The organism is Caulobacter sp. FG121 (genome assembly GCF_057809815.1).
This window is the reverse complement of sequence record NZ_JBMDKR010000003.1, coordinates 327776-351914: the sequence shown is the minus strand read 5'-3', so window position 1 is coordinate 351914 and position 24139 is coordinate 327776. Positions and strand designations below refer to the sequence as shown.

Genomic DNA, 24139 nt, shown 5'->3' with positions numbered 1-24139 from the left:
CGGCCCCTGTCATTTGTGCGGGCGAGGACCGGAAGGTCGTTCCCGACCAAACCTAGGCCATCGCCGCCTTGAGGTTCTCGTCGACCTTGTCGAGGAAGCCTTCGGTCGTGAGCCAGGCCTGCTTGTCGCCGACCAGCAGCGCCAGGTCCTTGGTCATGAAGCCCGACTCGACGGTGTCGACGCAGACCTTTTCCAGCGTCCGGGCGAACTTGATCAGCTCGGCGTTGCCGTCGAGCTTGCCGCGGTGCTCAAGGCCGCGCGTCCAGGCGAAGATCGAGGCGATCGAGTTGGTGGAGGTCGACTCGCCCTTCTGGTGCTGGCGGTAGTGGCGGGTGACGGTGCCGTGGGCGGCTTCCGCTTCCATGGTCTTGCCGTCCGGCGTGACCAGCACCGAGGTCATCAGGCCCAGCGAGCCGAAGCCCTGGGCGACGATGTCCGACTGCACGTCGCCGTCGTAGTTCTTGCAGGCCCACACGTAACCACCGGACCACTTCAGGGCCGAGGCGACCATGTCGTCGATCAGGCGGTGCTCGTAGGTCAGGCCGGCGGCCTTGAACTTGTCGGCGTACTCGGCGTCGAACACTTCCTGGAAGATGTCCTTGAAGCGCCCGTCATAGGCCTTGAGGATGGTATTCTTGGTCGACAGATAGACCGGGTAGTTGCGCGCCAGGCCGTAGCCGAACGAGGCATGGGCGAAGTCGCGGATCGAGTCGTCGAGGTTGTACATCGCCATGGCGACGCCGCTGCCGGGCGCGTCGAACACTTCGTGCTCGATGACCTTGCCGTCGTCGCCGACGAACTTGATGGTCAGCTTGCCCTTGCCGGGGAAGCGGAAGTCGGTGGCGCGATACTGGTCGCCGAAGGCATGGCGGCCGACGATGATCGGCTGGGTCCAGCCCGGCACCAGGCGTGGCACGTTCTGGCAGATGATCGGCTCGCGGAAGATCACGCCGCCCAGGATGTTGCGGATGGTGCCGTTGGGGCTCTTCCACATCTTCTTGAGCTTGAACTCCTCCACCCGCTGCTCGTCCGGGGTGATGGTCGCGCATTTGACGGCCACGCCATGGCGCTTGGTCGCCTCTGCGGCGTCGATCGTCACCTGGTCGTTGGTGGCGTCGCGGTGCTCGATGGAGAGGTCGTAGTAGTCCAGCTCAAGGTCGAGGTAGGGGAAGATCAGCTTGTCCTTGATGAGCTTCCAGATGATGCGGGTCATCTCATCGCCGTCCATGTCGACGACAGGATTGGCGACCTTGATCTTGGCCATGGGGATGTTTCTCCGTTGGGCGCGCTTCTGCAGGAAAAGCGGCGGCGCACAGGGCCCCCGCGAGCGCGAGCCGGAGGGCTATAGCGCCAGATGCGCGGGGGAGCAAACAGGCGCAAAATCGGTCAACGGCCTGTTCAGGTCTGTCCGATAAGCCTGTCGCGTTGAGGGAGGGCCGACGGGTCCATGACGATTGTCGCCAAACCGCTGGCGCGGAAGCTGCTGGCCACCGTGGTCGTACTGTCCATCGCCGTGACAGGCCTTGCGACCGCGGCGACGTTCGCCTTCGTCCAGAAGGTGTCGATGGAGCGGCAGATCCGCAGCCTGCAGCTCTATGTGAAGGAGCGGACCAACACCGAGGACCGGCTGTTCTCGAACCTGGTCAAGGTCCACACGGACGCGACCCAGGCCCTCATGCGCCGTGTCGAGCGCCTCAAGGGCCCCGAACTCGACGCGCGGTTCGACCGGCTCTTCCCGCTCAAGGCCGACGGCACACGCCGCAGCGTCCCGGACCTTTTCGACGGCTCGACCCGAGGCGATGGCGCCTACATGTACGGTATGGGCGCCTTTCTCGCCGACGGCGCCCACATGACCGAACAGGACAAGGCCCTGTTCATCGCGTCGCTGCAGGTGGTTTCGCTGGCGGGCGAGGCGCAGCACTCGCGCTACGACAACTTCTACATGTTCACGCCGACCAACCGGATGGTCATGTATGGCCCGGATCGCGACGACCGGCTGATCTACTATCGCCAGGATGCTCCCGCGACGCTCGACTTCCGCAACGAGGAAATGACCGAGCTGACGCGCCCGCGGGCCAATCCAGCGCGCGTGATGAAATGCACCAAACTGCGCAAGCTGATGAGCGATCCGTCCGGCAAGGCGCTCACCACCGCCTGCATGACGCCGATCGACATTGACGGTCGGCATGTCGGCGCCTGGGGCACCACGGTGACGCTCGATTCCTATCTGATGTCCGCGGTCGGCGAGTCCGTTCAGGGCGGGGAGAACATGATCGTCTCGGGCGATGGCGAGCTCATTGCCGCGCCCGGACTTGGAAAGGGCGGGGTCGTCTCGCCCGCCGAGCTGGTGCACGAGCAGAGTCGCCGGGGCATCGGACCGCTGGTCAAGAGCATCCGCAAGCGGGGTGGCGCGTCGGGCGTGTTCCAGTCCGGCGAGCGCGTCATCGCCTATGGCCACCTCGAACAGCCTGACTGGTATTTCGTAATGAGCCTGCCGACGGCCGAGATCGCCGCGTCGGCCGCCCGGACCGCGTCCTGGGTTCTGTTGTTCGGGTTGATCGGGATGGTCGTCCAGGCCGTCCTGCTGTTCCGCTTCATCGGCCGCGAGGTCGTCAACCCGCTGGTGACCCTGTCCAGCGTCCATGCCCGCGACGGCGCCGCCTGCGCGCCCGAGGTCGAAGCCCGTCAGGACGAGATCGGCGGCCTGGCCCGCATGTTGCGCGCCCAGAGGGCCGACAACGACGAGCTGTTCCGCTCGCTGGAGCACCGCGTCGCGGCCCGCACGGCCGAACTGGAGCGGGCAAACCGCGCCAAGTCGACCTTCCTGGCCAACATGTCCCACGAGCTGCGCACGCCGCTGAACGGGGTCATCGCCCTGACCGACCAGCTGGCGGATACGGCCGACCAGACCCGCCGCCGCGAGCTGGCGAACCTCGTCTCGTCGTCCGGGCGACTGCTGGAGCAGGTGCTCAGCGACATTCTCGACGTTTCCAAGATCGAGGCCGGCCAGTTCCGTCTGTCGCCGGCGCCGTTCGAGCTGCAAGAGACTGTGGCGGCGATGGCCGACCTGCACCGGGCGTCGGCCGAGGCCAAGGGTCTGACCCTGTCCTGGAACATCGCGGAGGCGGCCCGGGGGGCCTGGCTCGGCGATAGCGGCCGGATCGCGCAGATCCTCAGCAACCTGCTCGGCAATGCGGTGAAATTCACCGATCGTGGCGAGGTGAACCTGACCGTCGACCGCGAGAATGACAGGCTGAAGTTCACCGTTCGCGACACCGGTGTGGGCTTCGACGCCGAGGCCCGCGAAAGACTGTTCCGCCGCTTCGAGCAGGCCGACGACTCGATCACCCGCCGGTTCGGCGGCACCGGTCTTGGCCTGTCCATCTGCTCGGCCCTGACCGGGATGATGGGTGGGGAAATCGACGCGACCGCGACGCCGGGCGAGGGGGCGGTGTTCACCGTCCTGTTGCCGCTGCCGCGCGCCGAGATGGCCGTCGATGAAGAACGCGCCGATCCCTCCGAAGACGTGAGTCTCGAGGGGCTGCGGGTGCTGGCGGCCGAGGACCATCCGACCAACCAGAAGGTCCTGCAGATCGTGCTGGAGCCGTTCGGGGTCGACCTGACCATCGTCGGCAACGGCGAGGAAGCGGTCGCGGCGTTTGCCGCCGGCGGCTACGACGCGGTGCTGATGGACATGCAGATGCCCGTCATGGACGGCCTGACCGCCACCCGCCTGATCCGCGGGCGTGAGGCCGCGGCGGGCGCCGAGCCGGCCCTGCTGATCATGCTGACCGCCAATGCGATGGACGAGCATGTCGAGGCGGCCCGCCTGGCCGGCGCCGACCTGCACGTGGCCAAACCGCTCCGGCCGGCCCAGCTGTTCGCGGCCCTGGCCATGGCCCGCCGCCCGAAGGACGGCGTCAGCGCGGCCGCCTAGCCGACGGCTTTGACGATGACGCGCATGACGTCCGCGAAGGTCTTGTCCTGGGCGGCCTCATCCTGAGGGGTTCCCAGCAGGAAGACGATCACCGCGTACCGCCGGCCATCCTTGAGTGTGAGGATGCCGATGTCGTTGACCACCGGCGTCAGGCCCAGATCGGTCGCTGACACCCCGGACTTGTGCGCCAGTCCGGCGCCTTCGGGCAGGCTGGCGGCGAGGCCTTTTGGACCAAACCGCGTCTCGCCCATCATTTGGAGCAGCATGGCGGTGCTGCGCTTCGACACGAGTTCGCCGAGCGCGAGCTTGCGCAGGAAGTTCAGCCCGCCGCTGGCCGTCATCGTGTCGCGCGGATCGACCAGGTAGCGCGCTGTCGCCGTGCGACGAACCGATTCCGGCACCCTGTTGCGAGCAGCCTCGAACGCCGGCCAGCCCTTCCAGGCGATGCGGAATGAAGCCATGCCGTTGAGCTCCGGCTGAAGTTCGCGTTCGTAGCGGTCGACGCGAATATCCTTGATGCCCCGGCCCCGCAGCCAGGCCGTCAGCGCTCCGGGACCGCCGATCCGGCGCATCAGGACGTCGGCGGCGGTATTGTCGCTGTCGCTGACGGCGCGCTCCAGGAGATCACGAACCGTATAGGTCGTGACGCCCGGCCAGGCGTCCGCCACCGGACTGTGGGCCGGCGAGATGTCCGGCTCCTCCAGCGTGATCGTCTCGTCGAGCGAGAGGCGGCCAAGATCGACCTCCGACAGCACCGCCGCGGCCAGCGGCGCCTTGAACACGCTCTGCATCGGAAAGGCCTTGTCGCCATTCCAGGCCCACACCTCGCCGTTAGCCAGATTCTGGACGGCGATCTCCATCGACGCGGGCTGTGCCCGAGCGGCGATTTCGCCGATCGCCTGGTCCAGCAACGCGGCGTCGATCGCGGGCGTCTCGGCGACGGTCGTGGTCTGGGATCGCTCGCAGGCGCAGAGCAGCAGGACGGCGATCAGGGGTAGGAGGCGGTGCATGATGATGACTCTAACGCCCGACCGCCGCGATTGCGCACACCGTGGGGATTTCTTTTCTGCTATCAGCGCGACCCTTCGCTAGAACAGGCCGGTCTCGATACGTGAACCAGAACGGAAGCCCGAGCGTGAATCCTCCCGTCGTCATCCTCAACGAACCCCAGCTGGCCGAGAACATCGGCGCGGTGGCGCGGGTGATGGCCAATTTCGGGTTGGCCGATTTGCGCCTGGTCCGGCCGCGCGACGGCTGGCCGCAGGAACGGGCCTGGCCCTCGGCGTCCGGCGCCGACTGGCCGCTCGACAACGCAAAGGTTTTCGACCGGCTGGAAGACGCTATCGCCGACCTGAGGCTTGTCTATGCCACGACGGCTCGCTCGCGCGGCACGCAGCTGCCGGTGCTGACGCCGCGCGAGGCGGCCGCCAATCTCCATACCGCCGTGGAGGCCGGGGAGGGTGTCGGGCTGCTGTTTGGCGGTGAGCGCGCCGGGCTCGAGACCGACGACATCGCCCTTTGCCACGGCATCGTCACCATCCCGGTCGACGAGCGGTTCCGCTCGCTCAACCTCTCCCAGGCCGTGGCGCTGAACGCCTATGAATGGCGCCTCGGCGTGGCCGATCGTCCCCGCGAGGCGTTCGCCGTGAACGTCGATGGCCCGGCTGATATGGCCACGGTCGTCGGCCTCTATGAGCAGCTAGAGGGCGAACTCGATGCGGCCGGCTTCTTCCATCCGCCGGAAAAGCGGCCGTCGATGGTTCGCAATCTGCGCATCTCCCTCGGCCGTTCACGTCTGACCGACCAGGAAGTGCGGACCTGGCGCGGGGTGGTCACCGCCCTGTCGAAAGGGCGCGGCCGCGTTCTGGAAAAACTTGCGCGTCAGCGGGCAGCCGCTAAGAATGAGACCAACGAGTAACAAAACGACTCCGGGAGGCTCTCATGGACCGCAGGACCCTGCTCTTCAGCGCGGGCGCGATCGGACTGGGAGCCGCCTTTCCCGCGCTCGCGGCAGAGGACGACAAGGCGGTCGCCCGCGACGCCTGGTTCTATGCCCTGCCGCTCATCGAGATGGCGACGACCCGGGCGCGGGGCCTTGCAGCCGGCGGAAAGATCAACAGCTTCGCTCCGGTGCGGGGCCTCGCCGATCACACCAGCCGGTTCGTGACCACGCCGAACAACGACACCCTATATTCCTCGGGCTGGATTGATCTGACCAAGGGCCCGGTGACCCTGACCGTGCCGCCGATGGGCTCGCGCTATTGGTCCGTCGCGGTGATGGACATGTTCACCAACAACAACGTCGTGCTCGGCTCGCGGACGGTCGGCGGCGACGGCGGCGCCTTCACCCTGGTTGGGCCGGGCGAGGATGCGTATCCGGACAACGCCGTCCAGGTCGCGACACCGCACGCCTGGGTGCTCGCGCGCGTACTGGTCGACGGGCCTGACGATGTTCCAGCCGTGCAGGCGCTGTTGAAGGCGCTGACCCTGACGGGCCCGACGAACACGCCGCCGGTTCCGGCCTATGCCGGGCGCGCCGCGTTGGCGGACGACTATTTCGCCAGCGCCCGGTCACTCCTGGCTAGCGATCCGGCGCCGATGACGGACCTGAAGCTGCTGCGCCGGACGGCGGCCGTTCTCGGTCCCAAGGCCGGCCCGCTGTCGGACGCCGCCAAGGCCGGCGTTGCGGAAGCCCAGACCATCGCCAAGGTCGCCTTCGGCCGCCAGAGCTACGTCCAGGGCTGGAGTTATCCGCGCGCCGATCTCGGTGATTTCGGCCAGGACTATCTCTATCGCGCCGCCGTGGCGCTGGGCGGGCTGGGCGCCCTGCCTGTAGCCGAGGCGATGTACATGCGCGCCCAGGGCGACGGGCAGGGGCTCTTCGCGGGCGACGGGCTCTACCGCCTGACCCTGCCGGCGCAGCTGCCGCTGGACGGCTTCTGGTCGCTGTCGATGTACGAGGCGACGCCGGACGGGCAGTTCTTCTTCACCGACAATCCGCTGAACCGCTACGCCATCGGCGATCGCACCCGCGGCCTGACACGCAACGCGGATGGCTCACTCGACATCTGGATCAGCCGCACGGACCCCGGCGGCGCACGCAGCCCCAACTGGCTACCCTCGCCCAAGGCGGGCCCCTACGCGCTGTTCCTGCGCGCCTATCTGCCGAAGGCGGAGCTGCTGGACGGCCGCTGGCGCTTGCCGGCGATCGAGAAAGTCTGAGGACGCCATGACCGACCTTCGCGCCGTGGCCCGGGACGCCTGGCTGTTCACGCTGCCCCTGCTCGAAATCGCGGCGGTGCGCACACGCGGCCAGGCCGTGGGGTCGGCGATGAACACCTTCTCTTCGATGCGCAATCTGGCCGACCATCGCCAGCGCACCGTGACCACGCCCAACAACGACACCCTCTACGCTACGGCGCAGCTGGACCTGTCGAACGGTCCGGTGACCCTGACCGTGCCGGCCTCTGGCGACCGCTATGTCTCGCTGCAGTTGATGGACGCCTGGAGCAACAGCTTCTGCCTGCTGGGCACCCGTACCACCGGCAATGGCGGCGGCGTCTACACGCTCGTCGGACCGGAGGAAGCGGCTTCGGGTCGTCAGGTCATTCGGTCGCCGACCCGCCACGTCTGGGCGCTGGCGAGGATTTTGGTCGATGGGCCGCATGATCTGGACGCCGCCCGCGTTGTCCAGGGCGGCTTCTCGGCCCAGGGACCGGACGTCCCGCCGGCGGCGACCTATGCCCGCCGCACGGACAGCTGGGCGGACTATTTCGCCAGCGCCGACGCCCTGATGGCGGCCAATCCCCCGCCGGTCACCGATCTGCGGCTGCTGCGCGCGATCGCGCCGCTGGGCCTGGGCGAGGGACGGTTCGACGCCGGACGTTTCTCCGCCGCGGAGGCCGCCCTGATCGAGGCCGGGGTCGAGGAGGCTCGCCAGGCCGTCCGCGGCGGCGGCGGACTGTCGGGAACCAACTTCATCGACGGCTGGGCCTATCCGGCGGCCAGTCTTGGCGACTTCCGCCAGGACTACGGCTTCCGCGCCGTCGTGGCCCTGGGCGGGCTGGCCGCCCTGCCTCTGGTGGAGGCGACCTATCTGCGCGCCGGCGCGCCGGAAGGCGGCGGCTCGTTTGACGGGACACGGAACTGGCGTCTGCACCTGCCTGCCGATCGCCAGATCCCGGTGGACAGCTTCTGGTCGCTGTCGATGTACGAGATCACGCCGGAGCGTCAGTTCTTCTTCACCGACAACCCTCTGAATCGCTACGCCATCGGTGATCGGACGCCGGGCTTGACCTGGAACGCGGACGGCTCGCTCGACCTCTGGATCGGCCACGCGTCCCCCGGACCGGAGCGGGAGTGCAACTGGCTGCCGGCGCCCGCCGGCCCATTCGCCCTGTTCATGCGCGGCTACCTTCCGAGACCAGAACTGCTCGACGGACGCTATCGCCTTCCGCCGGTCGTAGAAGCCTGACGCCGAGGCTTCACGAATGCGGCTGAGACGCTAGGTTGCGGGCGTTCAACAGGAGTCGCCCGATGAAGACCCGCGCCGCCGTCGCGTTCGAAGCCAAAAAGCCGCTGGAGATCGTCGAGGTCGACCTGGAAGGTCCTCGCGCCGGCGAGGTGCTGGTCGAGATCAAGGCGACGGGCATCTGCCACACCGACGCCTATACGCTCGACGGTCTCGACAGCGAGGGCATCTTCCCCTCGATCCTCGGCCACGAAGGCGCGGGCGTGGTGCTGGAAGTGGGCGCGGGCGTGACCAGCGTAGTCCCCGGCGATCACGTGATCCCGCTCTACACGCCCGAATGCCGGCAGTGCAAAAGCTGCCTCAGCCGCAAGACCAACCTCTGCACGGCGATCCGCGCCACCCAGGGCAAGGGCCAGATGCCCGACGGCACCAGCCGCTTCTCCTACAAGGGCCAGCAGATCGCCCACTATATGGGCTGCTCGACCTTCGCCAACCACACGGTGCTGCCCGAGATCGCGCTGGCGAAGATCCGCAAGGACGCCCCGTTCGACAAGGCCTGCTACATCGGTTGCGGCGTGACCACGGGCGTCGGCGCGGTGACCAACACGGCCAAGGTCGAGCCGGGCGCCAACTGCATCGTCTTCGGCCTCGGCGGCATCGGCCTGAACGTGATCCAGGGCCTGAAACTGGTCGGCGCCGACATGATCATCGGCGTCGACATCAACCCGGACCGCGAGGCTTGGGGCCGCAAGTTCGGCATGACCCACTTCGTCAACCCCAGGGACGTCAGCGGCGACATCGTCGCCCATCTGGTGGCCCTGACCGACGGCGGCGCGGACTACACCTTCGACGCCACAGGCAACGTCACGGTCATGCGCCAGGCGCTGGAGGCCTGCCATCGTGGCTGGGGCGAGAGCATCATCATCGGCGTGGCCGAGGCCGGCCGCGAGATCGCCACCCGCCCGTTCCAGCTGGTCACGGGCCGGGTCTGGAAGGGCACGGCCTTCGGCGGCGCCCGCGGCCGCACCGACGTGCCGCAGATCGTCGACTGGTACATGGACGGCAAGATCCAGATCGACCCGATGATCACCCACACAATGCCGCTCGAAGACATCAACAAGGCCTTCGACCTGATGCACGCGGGCGAGAGCATCCGCAGTGTGGTGGTGTTCTAGGATTGATCCTCCCCCATCGGGGGAGGGGGACCGCCGAAGGCGGTGGAGGGGGTCCGCTCAGATCGCAGGTGACCCCCTCAGTCCCTGCTTCACCTGCGGTTCCGCAGGGCCAGCTCCCCCGAAGGGGAGCATCTTTCAAGCGAGACCGCCATGACCGTCGAAATCCTCTCCACCCACCGCACGTTCGACGGCACGCTGCACTATTGCCGCCACCTGAGCGCGGCGACCGGCACGCCGATGCGGTTCACGATCTTCCTTCCGCCGGGTGAGGGGCCGTTCCCGGTGCTGGTCTGGCTGTCGGGTCTGACCTGCACGGAGGACAATTTCACGGTCAAGGCGGGGGCCTACGGCGCGGCGGCGGCGCTGGGGATGGCCATTGTCGCGCCCGACACCAGCCCGCGGGGCGACGAGGTCGCCGACAGTCCTGACTACGACTTCGGCAAGGGTGCGGGCTTCTACATCGACGCCACCCAGGCGCCGTGGGCGCCGCACTTCGCCATGGAAACCTACATCGTCCGCGACCTGCTGGAGGCGGTACACGGCGCCTTCCCGCTGGACCCGGCGCGGCGGGCCATCAGCGGCCATTCCATGGGCGGTCACGGGGCCCTGACGCTGGCGCTGAAGCACCCGGACCTGTTCCGCTCGGTCGGCGCCTTCGCGCCGATCTGCTCGCCGACGCGTTGTCCCTGGGGGGTGAAGGCGTTCACTGGCTACCTTGGTAGCGACCAAGAGGTCTGGGCCGGCCATGACGCCGCTCGGATGATCGAGGCCGGCGTCGCGAAGGGCCGCTACGCCGATATCCTGGTGGAGCAGGGGCTGGGCGACACCTTTCTGGCTGACCAGCTCAAGCCCGACCTGCTGGAAGCCGCCTGCGCCGCCGCCGCCCAGCCGCTGACGGTCCTGCGCCACGAGGGCTACGACCACAGCTACTTCTTCATCGCGAGCTTCATCGCCGACCACCTGGCCTGGCATCGGGAGCGGCTGGATTGATGCTCCCCATCGGGGGAGCTGTCGGCGAAGCCGGCTGAGGGGGTCCGCTCAGATCTTGGGTGACCCCCTCCGGCTCGCCGAAGGCGAGCCACCTCCCCCGATGGGGAGGATCAGATCCCAGCCCCCAGGTCCACGAACGCCTCCTCCAGCGAGGGCGTCACCACCGCGTCCTCGGCCAGCCGATGCGCCAGGCCGTCGACCTGGGCGGTGATCTCGGGGACGGCGGTGATTTCCCACCAGGCGGGGCGGGTCAAGGGGCCCAGCGCAAAAAGCCAGTTGGAGACCTCGCCGCGCGCGCCGAGCACCGCGCAGTCGGCGGTTTCCAGCCCCAGGCCGAGGTCATCCGGCGCGATCAAGCCCTTGCGGGCGAGGTCGGCATAGAGCGGGACTTCCAGGCCGTGCAGGTCGCTGCGCGGGCCGGTGCAGTTGACTACCTTCGCCACCGTCAGCCGCTCGGCCGCACCGCCGCCGCGCGGGTGCAGGGTGACCGCCACGCCCTCGCCGGTGGGGGTCCAGTCTCGGGTGCGGGCGGCGAGGACGCTGAGTTGTCCGGCCGCCATCAGGCCCTCGATCCGCTGGGCGATGCGCGGGGCCATGCGGTGGCGGTGGACGTCCCAGCGCGGCCGCTGGTGACGCAGGAACTGGCGCTTCTGGGCCGCTGTCCAGGTGGACCAGGTGCGGGCGATCACAGGACGCACGGCGTCAATCACGCGCTGCCAGGGCTGGCCGGCCGAATCCGCTCGCCGCACTTCGGCGCGGATGGCCTTTGACAGGGCCAGGGGGCTGGCCGGCAGCAGCGGTGCGAGGAACGGCTCCCAGTGCCCGCCGTAGCGGTGGGCACCCGGCAACAGGCCGCGCCGCGACACCGCCAGCATCGGCCCGCGATGGCCCTCCTCGGCCAGCGTCAGGGCAATGTCGACCATGGTCAGACCGGTGCCCAGCAGCAGTACGGGTGCGTCCGGGTCGATGCCGGTCAGGGCATCGGCCGCCCAGGGATCGGCGGCGAAGGCGGGGCTGTCGCGCAGCCAGCTGTCCGTCGGCAGGGGCGGGCGAGGCGGCAGGTTGCCGGTGGCCAGCACGATCGTGTCCGCCTCGACCTCGCGGCCGTCGCTGAGCATCAAGCCGCGCCGGGGCGGATCCAGCAGCCGCACCGCCTCGCCCCGCAGCACGGTCAGGCCGGGGCCGTTATCGGTCACCCGGGCGGCGGCGATCTGCTGCTGCAGGTACTGGCCCCAGAGTTCGCGCGGCGAGAACGCGGCGCTCATCTCCCCGCCGCTTTCGGCAAGGGCCTCCGCCATCTCCGCACGCCCGGCCAGCCAGTCGCCGTAGGCGGGGCTGAGACCGGCCTCCATGCGCGCCACAGGTACGTTGAGCAGGTGCGAGGGCGCGCAGGCGCCATAGGCCAGGCCGCGCCCCGGCCGGCTCGACGGATCGATCAGCACCACGCGCCAGTCCGGCCGCGCCCGGGTGAGTTTCAGCGCCAGAAGCGCGCCGCTGAACCCTGCGCCCACGATGGCGAGGGTCTTGCGGGCTTGAGGAGTATCGAATGCCATCGGCCCTGAGGATTCGAGGAAAGTGCCCTAGGGGCATCTAAGGCCAGTTCGCGAGTCGGGGGGAGGGAGATTGCAGCCCCCCGTTTTGGGGGGGCGCGCGCTCGATGCAGCGGCCTATCAGCTGTAATCGTCGGTACCGGGCGATTGGCGCCTCAACGCCGCGTGCCGTGAGCCCTCCATGTCCATCTTTCGAATTACTGGCGCGACCCTGGCGGCCGTCGTCCTCGCGTCAAGCGTTTCCGCCGCCAGCCCCGAACGTGAGGCGGCCGGATGGGCCAAATGGGTCGACTTCGGCCAGGGCATCCTGGACGCTCGGGAAGAATCGACGATCGGTCCGTTGAATCAGGCCTGCAAGGGCGTGCGCGGCATGCTCATTTCGCAAGGCTTCCAGTTTCCCTACTGGGCCCAGCAGCAGATGATGCTCTGCGACGGGCTGAGCGCGATTGCCAGGGGCGACCGCAAGGACGCCTGCAAAACGCTCAAGAGCGCCTCCAAGGAACTCGGCAAAGCCAAACCGGTTGTGCTCGAACCCCGCGCTGAACCCATGGCCAGCAGCCTCAAGCGGATCGCGGACGACGCGGTGGCGATCAACCACTGCTGAAGCGCGCGCGAGCGGGGCGGGCGTCGCGGGCGCAATTTCCGGCTGAATAGAGCGCACGGCCATGCATCAGGCTTCCGCACCGTCTGGCAGCCTTATGGCGACCGGCTTGTCGGGCCTCGAGGCCGAAGCGCTGTCCCTGGACCAGCCCGGGTGCTTCCTGCCGCCTCCGCCCGGCGACGTCGTCGACCCTCGCGAGCCGCTGTTCGTATCGCTTCGGAATGACTGCGAGATCTACGTTGTGGACCGCAAGGTAGCCTCGGTCACCCTTACGATGGAGGCCCGCCGCCGTCTGGCTGAGCAACCGTCGTCATCGGTCTGGGTTCGGGGCGCCGTCGGCGTTCCGTATGGCCGGGTGCTCGAGGCATTCGAGAGACTCAAGCGTGGCGGCCTTGGCGACCGCATCGCCCTGATCAACGAAGACCTTGAGTAGGCTTCATTTCCGCCACCAACGTTGACTCGCTGCTCCCCCTTCTTCATAAGCGCGCCTTCCTAACGCCGCCGGCTTGCCGGACGGCGTCTGGATTCCATGACGGGTGACACGAAGCCGCCGTTGAGATCGCGCCTCCACTTGCGGAGGAGCCGGCCCGGGTCGAACTGAAAAGAGCTACATATGTCCAAGCGCCATAGCGCCAAGTACAAGATCGACCGCCGGATGGGCGAAAACATCTGGGGTCGTCCGAAGTCCCCGGTGAACAGCCGCTCCTACGGCCCCGGTCAGCACGGCCAGCGCCGCAAGTCCAAGGTCTCCGATTTCGGCCTCCAGCTGCGCGCCAAGCAGAAGCTGAAGGGCTACTACGGCAATCTGACCGAAAAGCAGTTCAGCCGCACCTACACCGAAGCCGCGCGCCGCAAGGGCAACACGGCCGAGAACCTGGTCGGCCTGCTGGAAGCCCGTCTCGACGCGGTCGTCTACCGCGCCAAGTTCGTGCCGACCGTCTTCGCCGCCCGTCAGTTCGTCAACCACGGCCACGTGCTGGTGAACGGCAAGCGCGTCAACATCGCCTCCTACCGCGTGAAGGCCGGCGACGTCGTCAGCGTCCGCGAAAAGTCGCGCAACATGGCCCTCGTGCTGGAAGCCCTAAGCTCGGGCGAGCGCGACACCCCCGACTACATCACCGTGGACGCCCGCCACATGGCGGCGACCTTCGTCCGCGCCCCGGAACTGGCCGAAGTGCCTTATCCGGTGAAGATGGAGCCGAACCTGGTCGTCGAATTCTACGCCTCCTAAGGCCTGAACCGACCCAAGTTATTGCGAAGGGCCCCGGAGCGATCCGGGGCCCTTTTGCTATGGGCGCGACCTTACGGCCAATTCACTTGCCCCGACTGGCCACCGTCCCATTTCATGCCGAGGGCGAGCAGGGATGGGGTTGGCGATGGATCGCAGGGTGTTTCTGGGCGCGGGAAGCGTCGCGGCGTTGTGGCCGATGATCGCGGGCGCCGAAGCGCCGGCGTCCGCCTGGGTCAAGCTGCCGACCGAGCCTTACAAGGGCAAGCAGGACGACGTCGTGTTCGTCGACCGCCAGACCGGCTGGTACGGCAACGGCCTCGGCAAGCTGTTTCACACCACCGACGGCGGCCAGACCTGGACGAAGCAGCTCGACAAGCCCGGCACCTTCATACGCGCCCTGGGCTTCGTTGATGCGAAACTCGGGTTCCTCGGCAACATCGGCCCCGGCTATTTCCCGAATGTCTCCGACCTGGTGCCGCTCTACCGCACCCGTGATGGCGGTCAGAGCTGGGAGCCCGTGACCATTACCGGTCCCGCGGTGACGGGCATCTGCGCGATCAACATCTTCCGCGAGCCGTTCATCAACGCCGGGGTGCTGGACCATCGGGTGACCGTTCGCGCCGGCGGCCGGGTCGGCGGGCCGGCCCTGCTGGCGACCTCGCGCGACGGTGGCGAGACCTGGACGTCGGAGGATCTCTCGAGCCTCACGGCGATGATCCTCGACATCTGTTTCGTCAGCCAGAAGGTCGGCTTCATCGCCGGCGCGACCGACACGGATGTTCAGGCGTCCAAAGCGGTCATCCTGCGCACCGGCGACGGCGGCAAGAGCTGGAAGCGGGTCTACGAGGGCGGGCGCACGTGGGAGCTGACCTGGAAGATCGCCTTCCCGACCGAAAAGACCGGCTACGTCACGGTCCAGAGCTACAGTCCCGATCCCAAGGCCAGCCAACGGTATGTGGCCAAGACACGGGACGGCGGACTGAGCTGGAAGGAGCTGCCCCTGGTCGACAACGCCGCCGTGCGCGAATTCGGCGTCGGCTTTGTTGATGACAAGCACGGCTGGGTCGGCGCGGCGCCGGGCGGGTTCGAAACCCGGAACGGCGGCCGGACATGGGTGCCGGCGGCGATGGGCAACGCGGTGAACAAGGTCCGCGTCGTTCGGGATGGAGGGCGCACCACCGTCTTCGCCATCGGCGTCGAGCTGCATCGGCTCGACCTCTAGCGGGGTCTGGACAAGTCCGGGCGAGCCGTCTCTGTTCAGGCCATGAACCGTCGCTTCTTTCTCATCGCAGGAGCCCTGCTGCTCAGCGGATGCGCGACCCGGCTGGTCTCTTCTGCGCCGGACGCGGGGATGGTCGAGCTGGAGCCGCTGCTGGCGGTGAGGGTGGTGCGCGAGGGCCTGGCTATCCGCGTCGCCTCCAACGGCTGCACGGGCAAGGACACTATCGCCTGGTTCGTGGAGAAATCCGGCGGCCGCTATGCGCTGGCGTTCGGCCGCCGCCGGGTTGACAACTGCGCCCAACCGCCGACGACCGTGGACCTGACCTTCAGCTATGAAGAACTGGGCCTGCCCAGAGGCGCCCAGGTAGCGGTGGTCAATCCCGTGGCGGCCGGGCCCGCGCGCCATCGGCCTTGAGGGACCTGTGTCGCCATAGAGCGACCCGGAAGCTCCGCCAGGCGCCGTACAGGATCACCGCTAGGCAGAACGCAGACCAGACCGCCGCGATGATGGCCCAGCAGTGCCATAGCCAACCCCGCTTAAGGCCCATTTCGTCGGTTACCAGCAGCGGCGCCATCGGTGCGACGGCGATCAGGAATCCGATCGCCTTCGCGCGCCGGTCCGCTGACAAACCCGACCAGCCGCCATCGGTCAGGCCGAAATGCTGTAGGGCCCGCCAGCGGCGGTAGCGCCGCTTGAGGAAGCGGGCCACGGATCTCACGTGAACATGGCCTCCATCCACGCTGGCACCCGCGCCGGCCGTTTGGTGACGGCGTCGACCAGCACCCATTCGGAATGGGTCTGCGCGCACATTTCGCCGTCGGGTCCATCGATGCGGACGAAGCGGTCGAAGCGCGGGCCGCGGCGCTCGCCGACCCAGGTGCGGCCTGTGGCGTGCTCGCCGGGCATCAGCGGGCGGCGGTAGTCGATCTCATGACGCAGCACGATCCAGGCCCAGCGGGCGGCCTCCTCGGCCGGTGCGCGCGAGCGCCAGTGCGCGATGGCGATGTCCTGCACCCAGCCCAAGTAGACCACGTTGTTCACGTGGCCGTTCTCGTCGATGTCCGACGGCTTCGGCGTGAAGGGCAGGGTGAAGACCTGCCGATCCGATGGCGGTTCGAGCAGTTTCATCGGATCGCGCGATCAGCGGATCAGGATAGCAGGCCCTGGGTTTCCAGCAGCGTCTTCAGCTCGCCGTCCTGGAACATCTCGCGGACGATGTCGCAGCCGCCGACGAACTCGCCCTTCACATAGACCTGCGGGATGGTGGGCCAGTCACTGTAGAGCTTGATGCCGTCGCGCAGGACGTCGCTCTGCAGCACGTCGACGCCGACAAACTCTACACCGAGATGGTCGAGGATCTGTACGACCTGGGCCGAGAAGCCGCAGCGCGGCTGTTCCGGCTCGCCCTTCATGAACACCACGACGGGATGTTCGGCCACGGTGCGGGCGATGAAATCGTGGGCGGGGTTGGCGACAGCGGCGTCGGTCACGGCAGGGGCCTTTGGGCTTGAAACGTCAGCCTATCAGCTAGGCGCCCGGCCGGTTGCGGTCAAGCCCGGGCGGTCCTGCGACTGGCATCCTGGGAGAACCGCGCCATCTCGATCTGTGCGGCGACTCCGGTCGGCAGGTCCCGGTCCGGCACCTCGGCCAGCCGCGCCAGGCGATCGATGCGGTCAATTTCAAATCGCACGGTCGTCACCGCGGGCTCCGTGAGCACATAGGCCAGGCAGATTTCCTCGGCCGTCCAGCCGGGTGTGCTTTCGAGGAACTGATAGCCGCCGACGCCGGCCAATGGCTCCCTGCGTCGGCCCAGCACCGGCTTCTTGAACAATACCGGCTTGGGCTGCATCGACTCCGGCCAGACGTTGCGCGCGATGACGGCCAGGCCGCGTTCGGCGGCGGCCTTCAGGCGGTTGCGTTCGCGCCAGCCGGAAACCGGGCTGTAGCAGGTGGTCAGACAGTCGAAGGCGCCGCGCGAGATCAGCTGATCGGTTTCCTCGTCGTCGCTGGTCAGGCCGTAGGAGCGCACCCAGCGCATCAGCCTGATCCGTTCCAGCACGTCGGCGGTGGGCGGGGCGACGTCGAAGTTGATCAGATCCAGATACTCCAGACCCGTCCGCGCCAGCAGCGCTTCAATGGTTTGCCCGGGCTCAAGCGGCAGGGCCCACGGGCGCCAGGCAATGAACAGCAGGTCCCGCTCGACCTCGGCGAACGCGCCCGTGACGGCCTCGATCAGGATCGGAGAGTCGCCGGCGATCTCGAAGCCGTTGACGCCGAGATCCATGGCGGCGGCGATCAGGTTGCGCCAGTCGCGAACGGAATGTCGCACCGACCCGTCCAGCAGCAGGGACACCGCTGACACGACATGGCCGGACTTTCCGTAGGGCCGGTAGCGCATGGGTCAGTCCGCCGGGGGGGCTGTTTCGAGGGCGAGCGCGTGCAGGGCCCCGCCCAGCACGTCGGCGAGGGCCTTGTTGACCAGCTGGTGCTGGCGTACCCGGGGCAGACCCTTGAAGGCGGCTGAGACGATGCGCGCCTTGTAGTGGTCGCCGTCACCGGCCAGGTCGGTGATCACGATCTCGGCGTCCGGGAAAGCCGTCCGCAGGCGGGATTCAAGGTCGACGGCGGTCATCGGCACGGGGGCGGTCTCCGGAAGCAGCCCTCTTCATGCGCCACAATGCTTAACATCCGCTGGATGGCCCGGAACGGGGGCTGAGCGAATTGACGTGCGGGCGCCCGGGATCGGCGCCATGCTCACGCGTCCGTGATCGGAGAGCGCCATGAGAGTCCTGCTGGGTCTGTGTCTGGTGCTGCTGCTGGGCGCCTGCAATCGTGTTCAGACAGATCACCCGCTGTTTTCACCGGAAGACACACAGGGTGCGCCCCACCTCAGGAACGGGCTGTGGGTGGTGGACGACAGCCTGGGGGTCGTCGAGGACGACAAGCCCTGCCGGTTCGACGCCCGCAAGCCAGTGACCCGCTGGCCGGACTGCGCGGACTGGATGCTGGTCAGGGACGGCCAGTTGCTGGGCTACAGCCGGGACAAGGACGGGCCGGGCAAATGGGAAACTATCCCCTTCATTCTGGCCCGGGGTGCAACGCCGGTGCTTCAGCTCGGGCTGACCGACGACGACGGCGTGACCACCTACAGCTACTTCGGACTGCAACCGACCGGGAGCAGCGAGGGCGGCGTGACCGCCTTCCGCAGCTGGCCGGTCCTGTGCGGTCCGCCGCCGCCACCGGCGAAGACGGGCGACAAGCCCAGGTTCGTGACCCTTGAGCCGTTCCCCGGGATGACCGTGGTCGAAGACAATTGTACGGCGGACTCTACGGCGGCGGTCACCGCCGCCGCCGGCGCCAGCCGCGCCTGGACCGACGACGCTGTCGGTGGCGCCCGCTGGATCCGCGACACCTATCCCTAGGTCTCAGTCCTCGATCGCCGAATAGACCAGGCTCTTCAGCTGGCCGCGGAAGTTGAACGTCGCCGACGGCATCAGCTGGGTCATGAAGACCACCGAGAGGTCCTCTTCCTGGTCGGCCCAGAAGATGGTCGAGGCCGCGCCGCCCCAGTAGAAATCGCCGCTGGAGAGGCCGCCGGAGGCCGTCTGGTCGATGGTCATGGCGAAGCCCAGGCCAAAGCCGACGCCGGCGTTGGAGGTCTCCGAAAAGCCGCCGATGGCCATCTGGGTCAGGTCCTGATTGTCCTTCAGGTGGTTGTGAACCATCAGATCGAGCGTGCGTGTGCCGATTACCCGGACGCCGTCGAGCGATCCGCCGGCCCGCAGCATCTCGGCGAACCGGACATAGTCGGCCATTGTGCCGACGAGGCCGCCGCCGCCCGACTTGAACACCGGATCCTTGAGATAGGGGCTCTTCGTCGGGTCATCCGACAGGCGCAGGCTCTTGTCGGGCATGCGCATGTAGTTGGCGGCGAAGCGGTCGGCCTTGTCCGCCGACACATGGAAGGCCGTATCGACCATGCCCAGCGGTTCGAAGATCGCCTGTTTGAGGTAGTCCTCCAGCGGCATGCCGCTGACCCGTTCGACGAGAGCGCCACAGACGTCCGTGGCCAGGCTGTACTGCCAGCGCTGGCCAGGCTGGTAGCGCAGGGGCACGCGGCCGAGCTTCTCCAGGAACTGGTCGACGGTCTCGCCGTCGCCGCGACGCACGCCGATGGCGTCATAGGCCTTGTCCACCGGATGCTCGATCGGCAGGCCGGAGAGGTGGGACAGCATCGAGCCATAGGTCAGGCCGGCGGTGTGGCTGAGCACGTCGCGGAAGCTGACCGGCCGGGCCGGCGCCTCGGTGACCAAGCCGTCGCCTTCGCCGGACACCCAGACGCGGTGGTTCTTCCACTCGGGAATGTAGCGGTGGACCGAGTCGTCGATCTCGAACTTGCCCTGTTCCATCAGGGTCATCAGGGCGACCGAAACGATCGGTTTGGTCATGGAGTAGATGCGCACGATGGTGTCGTCGCTCCAGGCGACCCCGCGCTCGCGATCCCTCAGCCCGAAGCTCTTCGCATAGGCCTGGTGCCCGTGACGCCGCACCTCCACCTGGCAGCCGGCGATCTTGCCGGGCTGGATGTAGTTGCGCTCGATGTGGTCGGTGATGCGCTCAAGCCGATCGGCGTTGAGGCCGGTCCATTGCGACTGGGCGTCCATGTTTCGCTCCCGCTTTTCTCGTTGTCGGCATGATGGCCGGGCGAGGTGGGGGAGGGGAAGCAGAAAAAGCGGTATGCGACGCGCACTCCGGATCCTCCCCCAGAGGGGAGCAACCGAATCTCAGTGCCCCGTCCCCGGATGGGAACTCCACACCCGCCCGTCCAGCGTTCGCACCTCGACCGGCCCGCGCTGGCCCCGACCGACAAGGCCGCGGATGTCGCGGAACACGGTGTTCATGCTCTTGCGCGTTGTGGTGGTCAGGCAAACGGTCCGCTCGCCCTCGCGACCCCAGGCCGTTGTGGACGAAGTCCGGATCAGGCCCGGGTGACGCGCGACATAGGTCTGCACCCGGTCGAAGGCCCGCCCGTCGATGCCCATGGCATAGCTGCCGAACTGGACGCTGACATCGCAGGCTGGGCCCGTTGCCAGCGAGACGCCGGGCAGCAGAAGCACGGCGGTCAGGACGGTCGCGAGCAGGGCTTTCATGGTCCACCTGTTTCAATCGGCCCACATGGCCTGATGTGACCGTGACGGCGCCATCCTGAACGGCGCATGACCGGCTTGCACCGCCGCGCTCGCAGCCGCATTGAAGGTGCTGACTGTCCGGAGTTCCCATGCGTCGTTTGATTTCTGCGGCCTTCGCCGTCCTTCTTTCCGTCGCGCCGGCGATGGCCGCGCCAGGCGATCGCGCGCTGGAGGATGTCCGGATCCTGTCCGCCGACGACATGGCCGGCCGGGGGATCGAGACGGCGGGCTCGGCCAGCGCGCGGACCTATATCCGGGACCGGCTCGAAAAAATCGGTCTGGCGGTGGACGAACAGCCGTTCGCTTACACCCGCAATCGCGACGGCAAGGAGGTTCACGGCGTGAACCTGATCGCCCGGATCGCCGGAACGGCGCGCGGCGGCAAGGTCATCGTGGTCAGCGCCCACTACGACCATCTGGGGACCCGCGACGGCGTGATCTACAACGGCGCCGACGACAACGCCTCGGGCGTCGCCGGCTTGCTGGCGGTCGCGGAGGCCTTCAAGGCGGCGCCGCCGAAGCACGACATCATCCTCGTGGCGCTCGACGGCGAGGAGACCGGCCTGCGGGGCGCCAGGGCCTTTGTCGAGTCGCCGCCGGTTCCACTGGCGGACATCGGCCTGAACGTGAACTTCGACATGCTCTCCAAGAATGCGAAGGGCGAGATCTATGTCTCGGGCGGATCGGTGTTTCCGTGGCTGAAAACCCGTCTCGAACGGCTCGCCGGAAATGCGCCCGTGACGCTCAGGCTCGGTCACGACACCGACGCTGACGGGCCGCAGAACAACTGGACCACGCAGTCCGATCAGGGCGCCTTCGCCGCGAAGGGCGTTCCGTGGGTCTATTTTGGAGTCGAGGACCATCCCGAGTACCACAAGCCGACCGATGACTTCGCCACCGTGCCGCAGCCGTTCTTCAAGGGGGTGGTGTCACTGGTCGTGTCGGCGACCCGACTGTTCGACGATGAGCTGGATGCGATGATGAAAGAGGCCGGACGCTGATGCAGACCCTGATCCCCATCGCCACGCGCATCGGCGCCCGCCTGATCGCCCGCAAGGAAAGCGTGGCGGTCTCGGAATCGTCCTCGGGCGGTCTGGTGTCGGCGGCGCTGCTGGCCGTGCCGGGCGCTTCGGTCTGGTACCAGGGCGCCAGCGTCACCTACACGCCCAATGTGGCGAAGGGCCTGCTGGGCATCACCCGCGAGACCATGCCGCCGGGCATTCGCTCCTCGACCGAGCCCTATGCGCTGTTCATGGCCGGGGTTATCCGCGGGAAGCTGCGCGGGACCTGGGGCCTGTGCGAGACCGGCGCGGCTGGCCCCTCCGGCAACCCCTATGGCGACGCGGCGGGGCATACCTGTGTCGGGATCGTCGGACCGGTCGAGGCGAGTTTCACGCTGGAGACCGGCGAGAGTGACCGGGTGGAGAACATGTTGGCGTTCGCCAAGTTCGCGCTGGTGCGGTTCGAGGAAGTTTTGGGATAGGTCGGGGACATGTACCGCAGGTACGCGTCCCCTAAACCAGGCCACTCGATTGGGGGACACGTACCTGGGGTACATGTCCCCTTTAGCCCATATACCCCGGCAGCCAGGCTTCATGCGCCGTGCGCAGGGTCACCATCGGAATGCTGAAGAGGCCCTGCTTCGAGGCGAAGACCTCGCCGCCGGCCTGGCCGACGACGCTGGCGTGCAGGCCGGCGTCCGCCGCGGCCTTCAGCAGGTCCTCCGGGTCGGTGGTGGCGATGAGGTAGCGGGCCTGGTCCTCGCCGAACAGGAACGGATGGGCGTTGCCGGGGCTGGTCGCGTCAAGCAGCAGGCCGACGTTCGACGCCAGCGCCATGTCCGCCGCAGCGACGATGAGTCCACCGTCCGAAAGATCATGTACCACAGTCACTTGTCGTGATTTGATCAGACTTCGCACGAAGTCGCCGGTCTTGCGTTCCAGCGCCAGATCGACCGGCGGCGGGGCGCCGTCCTCGCGGCCGAGCACCTCGCGCAGATAGATCGAGGCGCCCAGTTCGCCGGCGTTGGCGCCCAGCAGCACGAGCGTGTCGCCGGCCTTCATGCCGGCGAAGTCGGCCCGCAGGCTGTACTCGGTCAGCAGGCCCACGGCGCCAACCGTCGGGGTCGGCGGGATCGCCGCGCCATTGGTCTCGTTGTAGAGGCTGACGTTGCCGCTCACGACCGGGAAGTCGAGCACGCGGCAGGCCTCGGCCATGCCGTCGATGGCCCGGACGATCTGGCCCATGATCTCGGGCCGCTCGGGATTGCCGAAGTTCAGGTTGTCGGTGATCGCGATCGGGTCGGACCCGACGGCCGTCAGGTTGCGCCAGGCCTCGGCCACCGCCTGCTTGCCGCCCTCGTAGGGATCGTTCTGGACATAGCGCGGGGTGCAGTCGCTGGTCACGGCCAGCGCCTTGCGCGTGCCGTGCACGCGGACGATGCCGGCGTCGGCGCCGGTGGCGCTGTCTTCAAGCGTGTCGGCCATGACGTGGCGATCGTACTGCTCCCACAGCCAGCGCTTGGAGGCCATGTCCGGGCAGCCGATCACCTGCAGCACGGCCTTCTCCCAGTCGGCCGGGGCGGGGACCTGCGCCGGATCAAGCCGCGGCTGTTTCACCGGCTCGGTCCAGGGACGATCATAGAGCGGCGCGTCCTCGGACAGGGGCGCCAGCGGGATGTCGCAGACCACCTCGCCCTTGTGCTTCAGCACGATATGGCCGGTCTCGGTGGTCCAGCCGATGACGGCGGCATCGAGGCCCCACTTCTCGAAGATGGCATGGCCTTCGTGCTCGCGGCCGGGCTTGAGGATGGCCAGCATCCGCTCCTGGCTCTCCGACAGCATCATCTCGTAGGCGGTCATGCCCTCTTCGCGCTGGGGCACCAGGTCGAGGTCGAGTTCGATGCCGACCTCGCCCTTGCCGGCCATCTCGACCGAGGAAGAGGTCAGGCCGGCCGCGCCCATGTCCTGGATGGCGGCCACCGCGCCGGTGGCCATCAGCTCCAGGGTCGCCTCGATCAGCAGCTTCTCGGCGAACGGGTCGCCGACCTGCACGGTCGGGCGCTTCTCGTCGCTGTCCTCGTCGAACTCGGCGCTGGCCATGGTCGCACCATGGATGCCGTCGCGGCCGGTCTTGGAGCCGAAATAGACCACCGCCAGACCGGGGCCGGGCGCGGCCGAGTAGAAGATCTTGTCGGCGTCGGCCAGGCCCACGCACATGGCGTTGACCAGGATGTTGCCGTCGTAGCCACGGTGGAAGTTGGTCTCGCCCGCGACGGTCGGCACGCCCACGCAGTTGCCGTAGCCGGCGATGCCGGCGACCACGCCGCCGACCAGCCGTTTCGTCTTCGGATGGCTGGGGTCGCCGAAGCGCAGGGCGTTCAGCAGGGCGACAGGCCGGGCGCCCATGGTGAAGACGTCGCGCATAATGCCGCCCACGCCGGTCGCCGCGCCCTGATAGGGCTCGATGTAGGACGGGTGGTTGTGGCTCTCCATCTTGAAGATGCAGGCCTGGCCGTCGTCGATGTCGATGACGCCGGCGTTTTCGCCCGGCCCGCAGATCACGCGGGGCCCGGTGGTCGGGAACTTGCCGAGGTGCTTGCGCGAAGACTTGTAGGAGCAGTGCTCGCTCCACATCACCGAGAAGACGCCGAGCTCCACATGATTGGGCTCTCGGTTCAGGCGGCGGACGATGAGCTCGTATTCCTCGGGCTTGAGGCCGAACTCGACGGCCGTGGCGGCCATACTCTTCGCGGGGGAGGCGGTCATGGCAGG

General features: G+C 67.8%; 25 protein-coding genes. 14 read left to right on the top strand and 11 right to left on the bottom strand.

All coding sequences use genetic code 11. The features are described from left to right. Positions 1-52: 52 nt before the first annotated feature. Entirely contained in the window at positions 53-1264 is a 1212-nt protein-coding gene (locus ACODSL_RS10655) for an NADP-dependent isocitrate dehydrogenase (RefSeq protein ID WP_488900649.1), read from the bottom strand. 183 nt (positions 1265-1447) lie between these two features. On the opposite strand from ACODSL_RS10655, the gene ACODSL_RS10650 reads away from it, so the two are divergent. Then, a complete protein-coding gene (locus ACODSL_RS10650; protein ID WP_488900648.1) occupies positions 1448-3937 on the top strand; it encodes an ATP-binding protein in 2490 nt (829 codons plus the stop codon). Here the strand turns inward: ACODSL_RS10650 and bla are convergent. Continuing rightward, positions 3934-4947, bottom strand: a complete 1014-nt coding sequence (gene bla, locus ACODSL_RS10645; protein ID WP_488900647.1) for a class A beta-lactamase — start codon at positions 4945-4947, stop codon at positions 3934-3936. The two genes, ACODSL_RS10650 and bla, sit on opposite strands and share 4 nt — an antisense overlap. Before the next feature lie 125 nt (positions 4948-5072). Here bla and ACODSL_RS10640 point away from each other — a divergent pair, with 125 nt between their 5' ends. The 5 genes from ACODSL_RS10640 (at position 5073) to fghA (ending at position 10573) form a co-directional block, all read left to right on the top strand. After that, positions 5073-5855, top strand: coding sequence for an RNA methyltransferase (locus tag ACODSL_RS10640; RefSeq protein ID WP_488900646.1), 783 nt, complete (start codon positions 5073-5075; stop codon positions 5853-5855). Between the two features lie 23 nt (positions 5856-5878). Beyond that, positions 5879-7159 carry a DUF1254 domain-containing protein gene (locus ACODSL_RS10635; RefSeq protein ID WP_488900645.1) on the top strand — a complete coding sequence of 427 codons (1281 nt, stop codon included), beginning with the start codon at positions 5879-5881 and terminating at the stop codon, positions 7157-7159. Between the two features lie 7 nt (positions 7160-7166). Beyond that, positions 7167-8411 (top strand): DUF1254 domain-containing protein, encoded by a 1245-nt coding sequence (locus tag ACODSL_RS10630; RefSeq protein WP_488900644.1) that lies wholly within the window; start codon positions 7167-7169, stop codon positions 8409-8411. Between the two features lie 62 nt (positions 8412-8473). After that, the gene (locus tag ACODSL_RS10625; protein ID WP_488900643.1) at positions 8474-9583 is read left to right on the top strand and encodes an S-(hydroxymethyl)glutathione dehydrogenase/class III alcohol dehydrogenase; all 1110 of its coding nucleotides are present in this window, start codon (positions 8474-8476) and stop codon (positions 9581-9583) included. A 150-nt stretch (positions 9584-9733) separates the two neighbouring features. Beyond that, positions 9734-10573, top strand: a complete 840-nt coding sequence (gene fghA / locus ACODSL_RS10620; protein ID WP_488900642.1) for an S-formylglutathione hydrolase — start codon at positions 9734-9736, stop codon at positions 10571-10573. Between the two features lie 110 nt (positions 10574-10683). On the opposite strand, the gene ACODSL_RS10615 is transcribed toward fghA, so the two are convergent. After that, complete coding sequence (locus ACODSL_RS10615) at positions 10684-12126, bottom strand: FAD/NAD(P)-binding protein (protein ID WP_488900641.1); 1443 nt, start codon at positions 12124-12126, stop codon at positions 10684-10686. 178 nt (positions 12127-12304) lie between these two features. On the opposite strand from ACODSL_RS10615, the gene ACODSL_RS10610 reads away from it, so the two are divergent. The 5 genes from ACODSL_RS10610 to ACODSL_RS10590 all read left to right on the top strand — a co-directional run bounded on the left by ACODSL_RS10610 (position 12305) and on the right by ACODSL_RS10590 (position 15591). Beyond that, positions 12305-12727 carry a hypothetical protein gene (locus tag ACODSL_RS10610; RefSeq protein WP_488900640.1) on the top strand — a complete coding sequence of 141 codons (423 nt, stop codon included), beginning with the start codon at positions 12305-12307 and terminating at the stop codon, positions 12725-12727. A gap of 61 nt (positions 12728-12788) precedes the next feature. Continuing rightward, a complete protein-coding gene (locus tag ACODSL_RS10605) occupies positions 12789-13157 on the top strand; it encodes an ExbD/TolR family protein (RefSeq protein WP_488900639.1) in 369 nt (122 codons plus the stop codon). A 180-nt stretch (positions 13158-13337) separates the two neighbouring features. Further along, positions 13338-13955 carry a 30S ribosomal protein S4 gene (gene rpsD / locus ACODSL_RS10600; protein WP_488900638.1) on the top strand — a complete coding sequence of 206 codons (618 nt, stop codon included), beginning with the start codon at positions 13338-13340 and terminating at the stop codon, positions 13953-13955. Positions 13956-14100: 145 nt separating this feature from the next. Further along, complete coding sequence (locus tag ACODSL_RS10595) at positions 14101-15177, top strand: WD40/YVTN/BNR-like repeat-containing protein (protein ID WP_488900637.1); 1077 nt, start codon at positions 14101-14103, stop codon at positions 15175-15177. A 42-nt stretch (positions 15178-15219) separates the two neighbouring features. Then, on the top strand, positions 15220-15591 hold the full coding sequence (locus tag ACODSL_RS10590) for a hypothetical protein (RefSeq protein WP_488900636.1): 372 nt from the start codon (positions 15220-15222) through the stop codon (positions 15589-15591). Here ACODSL_RS10590 and ACODSL_RS10585 read toward each other — a convergent pair. The 5 genes from ACODSL_RS10585 to ACODSL_RS10565 are packed head-to-tail and all read right to left on the bottom strand — an operon-like array spanning position 15551 to position 17809. After that, entirely contained in the window at positions 15551-15886 is a 336-nt protein-coding gene (locus ACODSL_RS10585) for a hypothetical protein (RefSeq protein WP_488900635.1), read from the bottom strand. The genes ACODSL_RS10590 and ACODSL_RS10585 overlap by 41 nt on opposite strands. Positions 15887-15891: 5 nt before the next feature. Next, positions 15892-16305 (bottom strand): acyl-CoA thioesterase, encoded by a 414-nt coding sequence (locus ACODSL_RS10580; RefSeq protein WP_488900634.1) that lies wholly within the window; start codon positions 16303-16305, stop codon positions 15892-15894. Positions 16306-16325: 20 nt separating this feature from the next. Then, the gene (grxD, locus tag ACODSL_RS10575) at positions 16326-16667 is read right to left on the bottom strand and encodes a Grx4 family monothiol glutaredoxin (RefSeq protein WP_488900633.1); all 342 of its coding nucleotides are present in this window, start codon (positions 16665-16667) and stop codon (positions 16326-16328) included. 59 nt (positions 16668-16726) lie between these two features. Beyond that, a complete protein-coding gene (locus tag ACODSL_RS10570) occupies positions 16727-17575 on the bottom strand; it encodes an aldo-keto reductase family protein (protein WP_488900632.1) in 849 nt (282 codons plus the stop codon). A 3-nt stretch (positions 17576-17578) separates the two neighbouring features. Beyond that, a complete protein-coding gene (locus tag ACODSL_RS10565; RefSeq protein ID WP_488900827.1) occupies positions 17579-17809 on the bottom strand; it encodes a BolA/IbaG family iron-sulfur metabolism protein in 231 nt (76 codons plus the stop codon). Positions 17810-17957: 148 nt separating this feature from the next. On the opposite strand from ACODSL_RS10565, the gene ACODSL_RS10560 reads away from it, so the two are divergent. Continuing rightward, a complete protein-coding gene (locus ACODSL_RS10560) occupies positions 17958-18599 on the top strand; it encodes a hypothetical protein (protein ID WP_488900631.1) in 642 nt (213 codons plus the stop codon). A gap of 3 nt (positions 18600-18602) precedes the next feature. On the opposite strand, the gene ACODSL_RS10555 is transcribed toward ACODSL_RS10560, so the two are convergent. Both ACODSL_RS10555 and ACODSL_RS10550 read right to left on the bottom strand, forming a co-directional pair. Continuing rightward, positions 18603-19841: a serine hydrolase domain-containing protein gene (locus ACODSL_RS10555; RefSeq protein WP_488900630.1), complete on the bottom strand. Its 1239-nt coding sequence runs from the start codon at positions 19839-19841 to the stop codon at positions 18603-18605. A 120-nt stretch (positions 19842-19961) separates the two neighbouring features. Continuing rightward, the gene (locus ACODSL_RS10550) at positions 19962-20327 is read right to left on the bottom strand and encodes a hypothetical protein (RefSeq protein ID WP_488900629.1); all 366 of its coding nucleotides are present in this window, start codon (positions 20325-20327) and stop codon (positions 19962-19964) included. 128 nt (positions 20328-20455) lie between these two features. Here ACODSL_RS10550 and ACODSL_RS10545 point away from each other — a divergent pair, with 128 nt between their 5' ends. Together ACODSL_RS10545 and ACODSL_RS10540 are read left to right on the top strand one after the other, a co-directional pair. After that, entirely contained in the window at positions 20456-21367 is a 912-nt protein-coding gene (locus tag ACODSL_RS10545) for a M20/M25/M40 family metallo-hydrolase (protein ID WP_488900628.1), read from the top strand. Further along, a complete protein-coding gene (locus ACODSL_RS10540) occupies positions 21367-21849 on the top strand; it encodes a CinA family protein (RefSeq protein WP_488900627.1) in 483 nt (160 codons plus the stop codon). The genes ACODSL_RS10545 and ACODSL_RS10540 overlap by 1 nt, the downstream gene beginning before the upstream one ends. Positions 21850-21931: 82 nt before the next feature. On the opposite strand, the gene purL is transcribed toward ACODSL_RS10540, so the two are convergent. Next, positions 21932-24133 carry a phosphoribosylformylglycinamidine synthase subunit PurL gene (gene purL / locus ACODSL_RS10535; protein WP_488900626.1) on the bottom strand — a complete coding sequence of 734 codons (2202 nt, stop codon included), beginning with the start codon at positions 24131-24133 and terminating at the stop codon, positions 21932-21934. Positions 24134-24139 lie beyond the last annotated feature (6 nt).

Excerpts from the sequence above, each read along its gene's own strand:
- ACODSL_RS10655 (WP_488900649.1), bottom strand. The coding sequence starts at position 1,264 with ATGGCCAAGATCAAGGTCGCCAATCCTGTCGTCGACATGGACGGCGAT.
- ACODSL_RS10650 (WP_488900648.1), top strand. The coding sequence starts at position 1,448 with ATGACGATTGTCGCCAAACCGCTGGCGCGGAAGCTGCTGGCCACCGTG.
- bla (WP_488900647.1), bottom strand. The coding sequence starts at position 4,947 with ATGCACCGCCTCCTACCCCTGATCGCCGTCCTGCTGCTCTGCGCCTGC.
- ACODSL_RS10635 (WP_488900645.1), top strand. The coding sequence starts at position 5,879 with ATGGACCGCAGGACCCTGCTCTTCAGCGCGGGCGCGATCGGACTGGGA.
- ACODSL_RS10630 (WP_488900644.1), top strand. The coding sequence starts at position 7,167 with ATGACCGACCTTCGCGCCGTGGCCCGGGACGCCTGGCTGTTCACGCTG.
- ACODSL_RS10625 (WP_488900643.1), top strand. The coding sequence starts at position 8,474 with ATGAAGACCCGCGCCGCCGTCGCGTTCGAAGCCAAAAAGCCGCTGGAG.
- fghA (WP_488900642.1), top strand. The coding sequence starts at position 9,734 with ATGACCGTCGAAATCCTCTCCACCCACCGCACGTTCGACGGCACGCTG.
- ACODSL_RS10615 (WP_488900641.1), bottom strand. The coding sequence starts at position 12,126 with ATGGCATTCGATACTCCTCAAGCCCGCAAGACCCTCGCCATCGTGGGC.
- ACODSL_RS10610 (WP_488900640.1), top strand. The coding sequence starts at position 12,305 with ATGTCCATCTTTCGAATTACTGGCGCGACCCTGGCGGCCGTCGTCCTC.
- ACODSL_RS10605 (WP_488900639.1), top strand. The coding sequence starts at position 12,789 with ATGCATCAGGCTTCCGCACCGTCTGGCAGCCTTATGGCGACCGGCTTG.
- rpsD (WP_488900638.1), top strand. The coding sequence starts at position 13,338 with ATGTCCAAGCGCCATAGCGCCAAGTACAAGATCGACCGCCGGATGGGC.
- ACODSL_RS10595 (WP_488900637.1), top strand. The coding sequence starts at position 14,101 with ATGGATCGCAGGGTGTTTCTGGGCGCGGGAAGCGTCGCGGCGTTGTGG.
- ACODSL_RS10590 (WP_488900636.1), top strand. The coding sequence starts at position 15,220 with ATGAACCGTCGCTTCTTTCTCATCGCAGGAGCCCTGCTGCTCAGCGGA.
- ACODSL_RS10580 (WP_488900634.1), bottom strand. The coding sequence starts at position 16,305 with ATGAAACTGCTCGAACCGCCATCGGATCGGCAGGTCTTCACCCTGCCC.
- ACODSL_RS10570 (WP_488900632.1), bottom strand. The coding sequence starts at position 17,575 with ATGCGCTACCGGCCCTACGGAAAGTCCGGCCATGTCGTGTCAGCGGTG.
- ACODSL_RS10565 (WP_488900827.1), bottom strand. The coding sequence starts at position 17,809 with ATGACCGCCGTCGACCTTGAATCCCGCCTGCGGACGGCTTTCCCGGAC.
- ACODSL_RS10560 (WP_488900631.1), top strand. The coding sequence starts at position 17,958 with ATGAGAGTCCTGCTGGGTCTGTGTCTGGTGCTGCTGCTGGGCGCCTGC.
- ACODSL_RS10555 (WP_488900630.1), bottom strand. The coding sequence starts at position 19,841 with ATGGACGCCCAGTCGCAATGGACCGGCCTCAACGCCGATCGGCTTGAG.
- ACODSL_RS10550 (WP_488900629.1), bottom strand. The coding sequence starts at position 20,327 with ATGAAAGCCCTGCTCGCGACCGTCCTGACCGCCGTGCTTCTGCTGCCC.
- ACODSL_RS10545 (WP_488900628.1), top strand. The coding sequence starts at position 20,456 with ATGCGTCGTTTGATTTCTGCGGCCTTCGCCGTCCTTCTTTCCGTCGCG.
- ACODSL_RS10540 (WP_488900627.1), top strand. The coding sequence starts at position 21,367 with ATGCAGACCCTGATCCCCATCGCCACGCGCATCGGCGCCCGCCTGATC.
- purL (WP_488900626.1), bottom strand. The coding sequence starts at position 24,133 with ATGACCGCCTCCCCCGCGAAGAGTATGGCCGCCACGGCCGTCGAGTTC.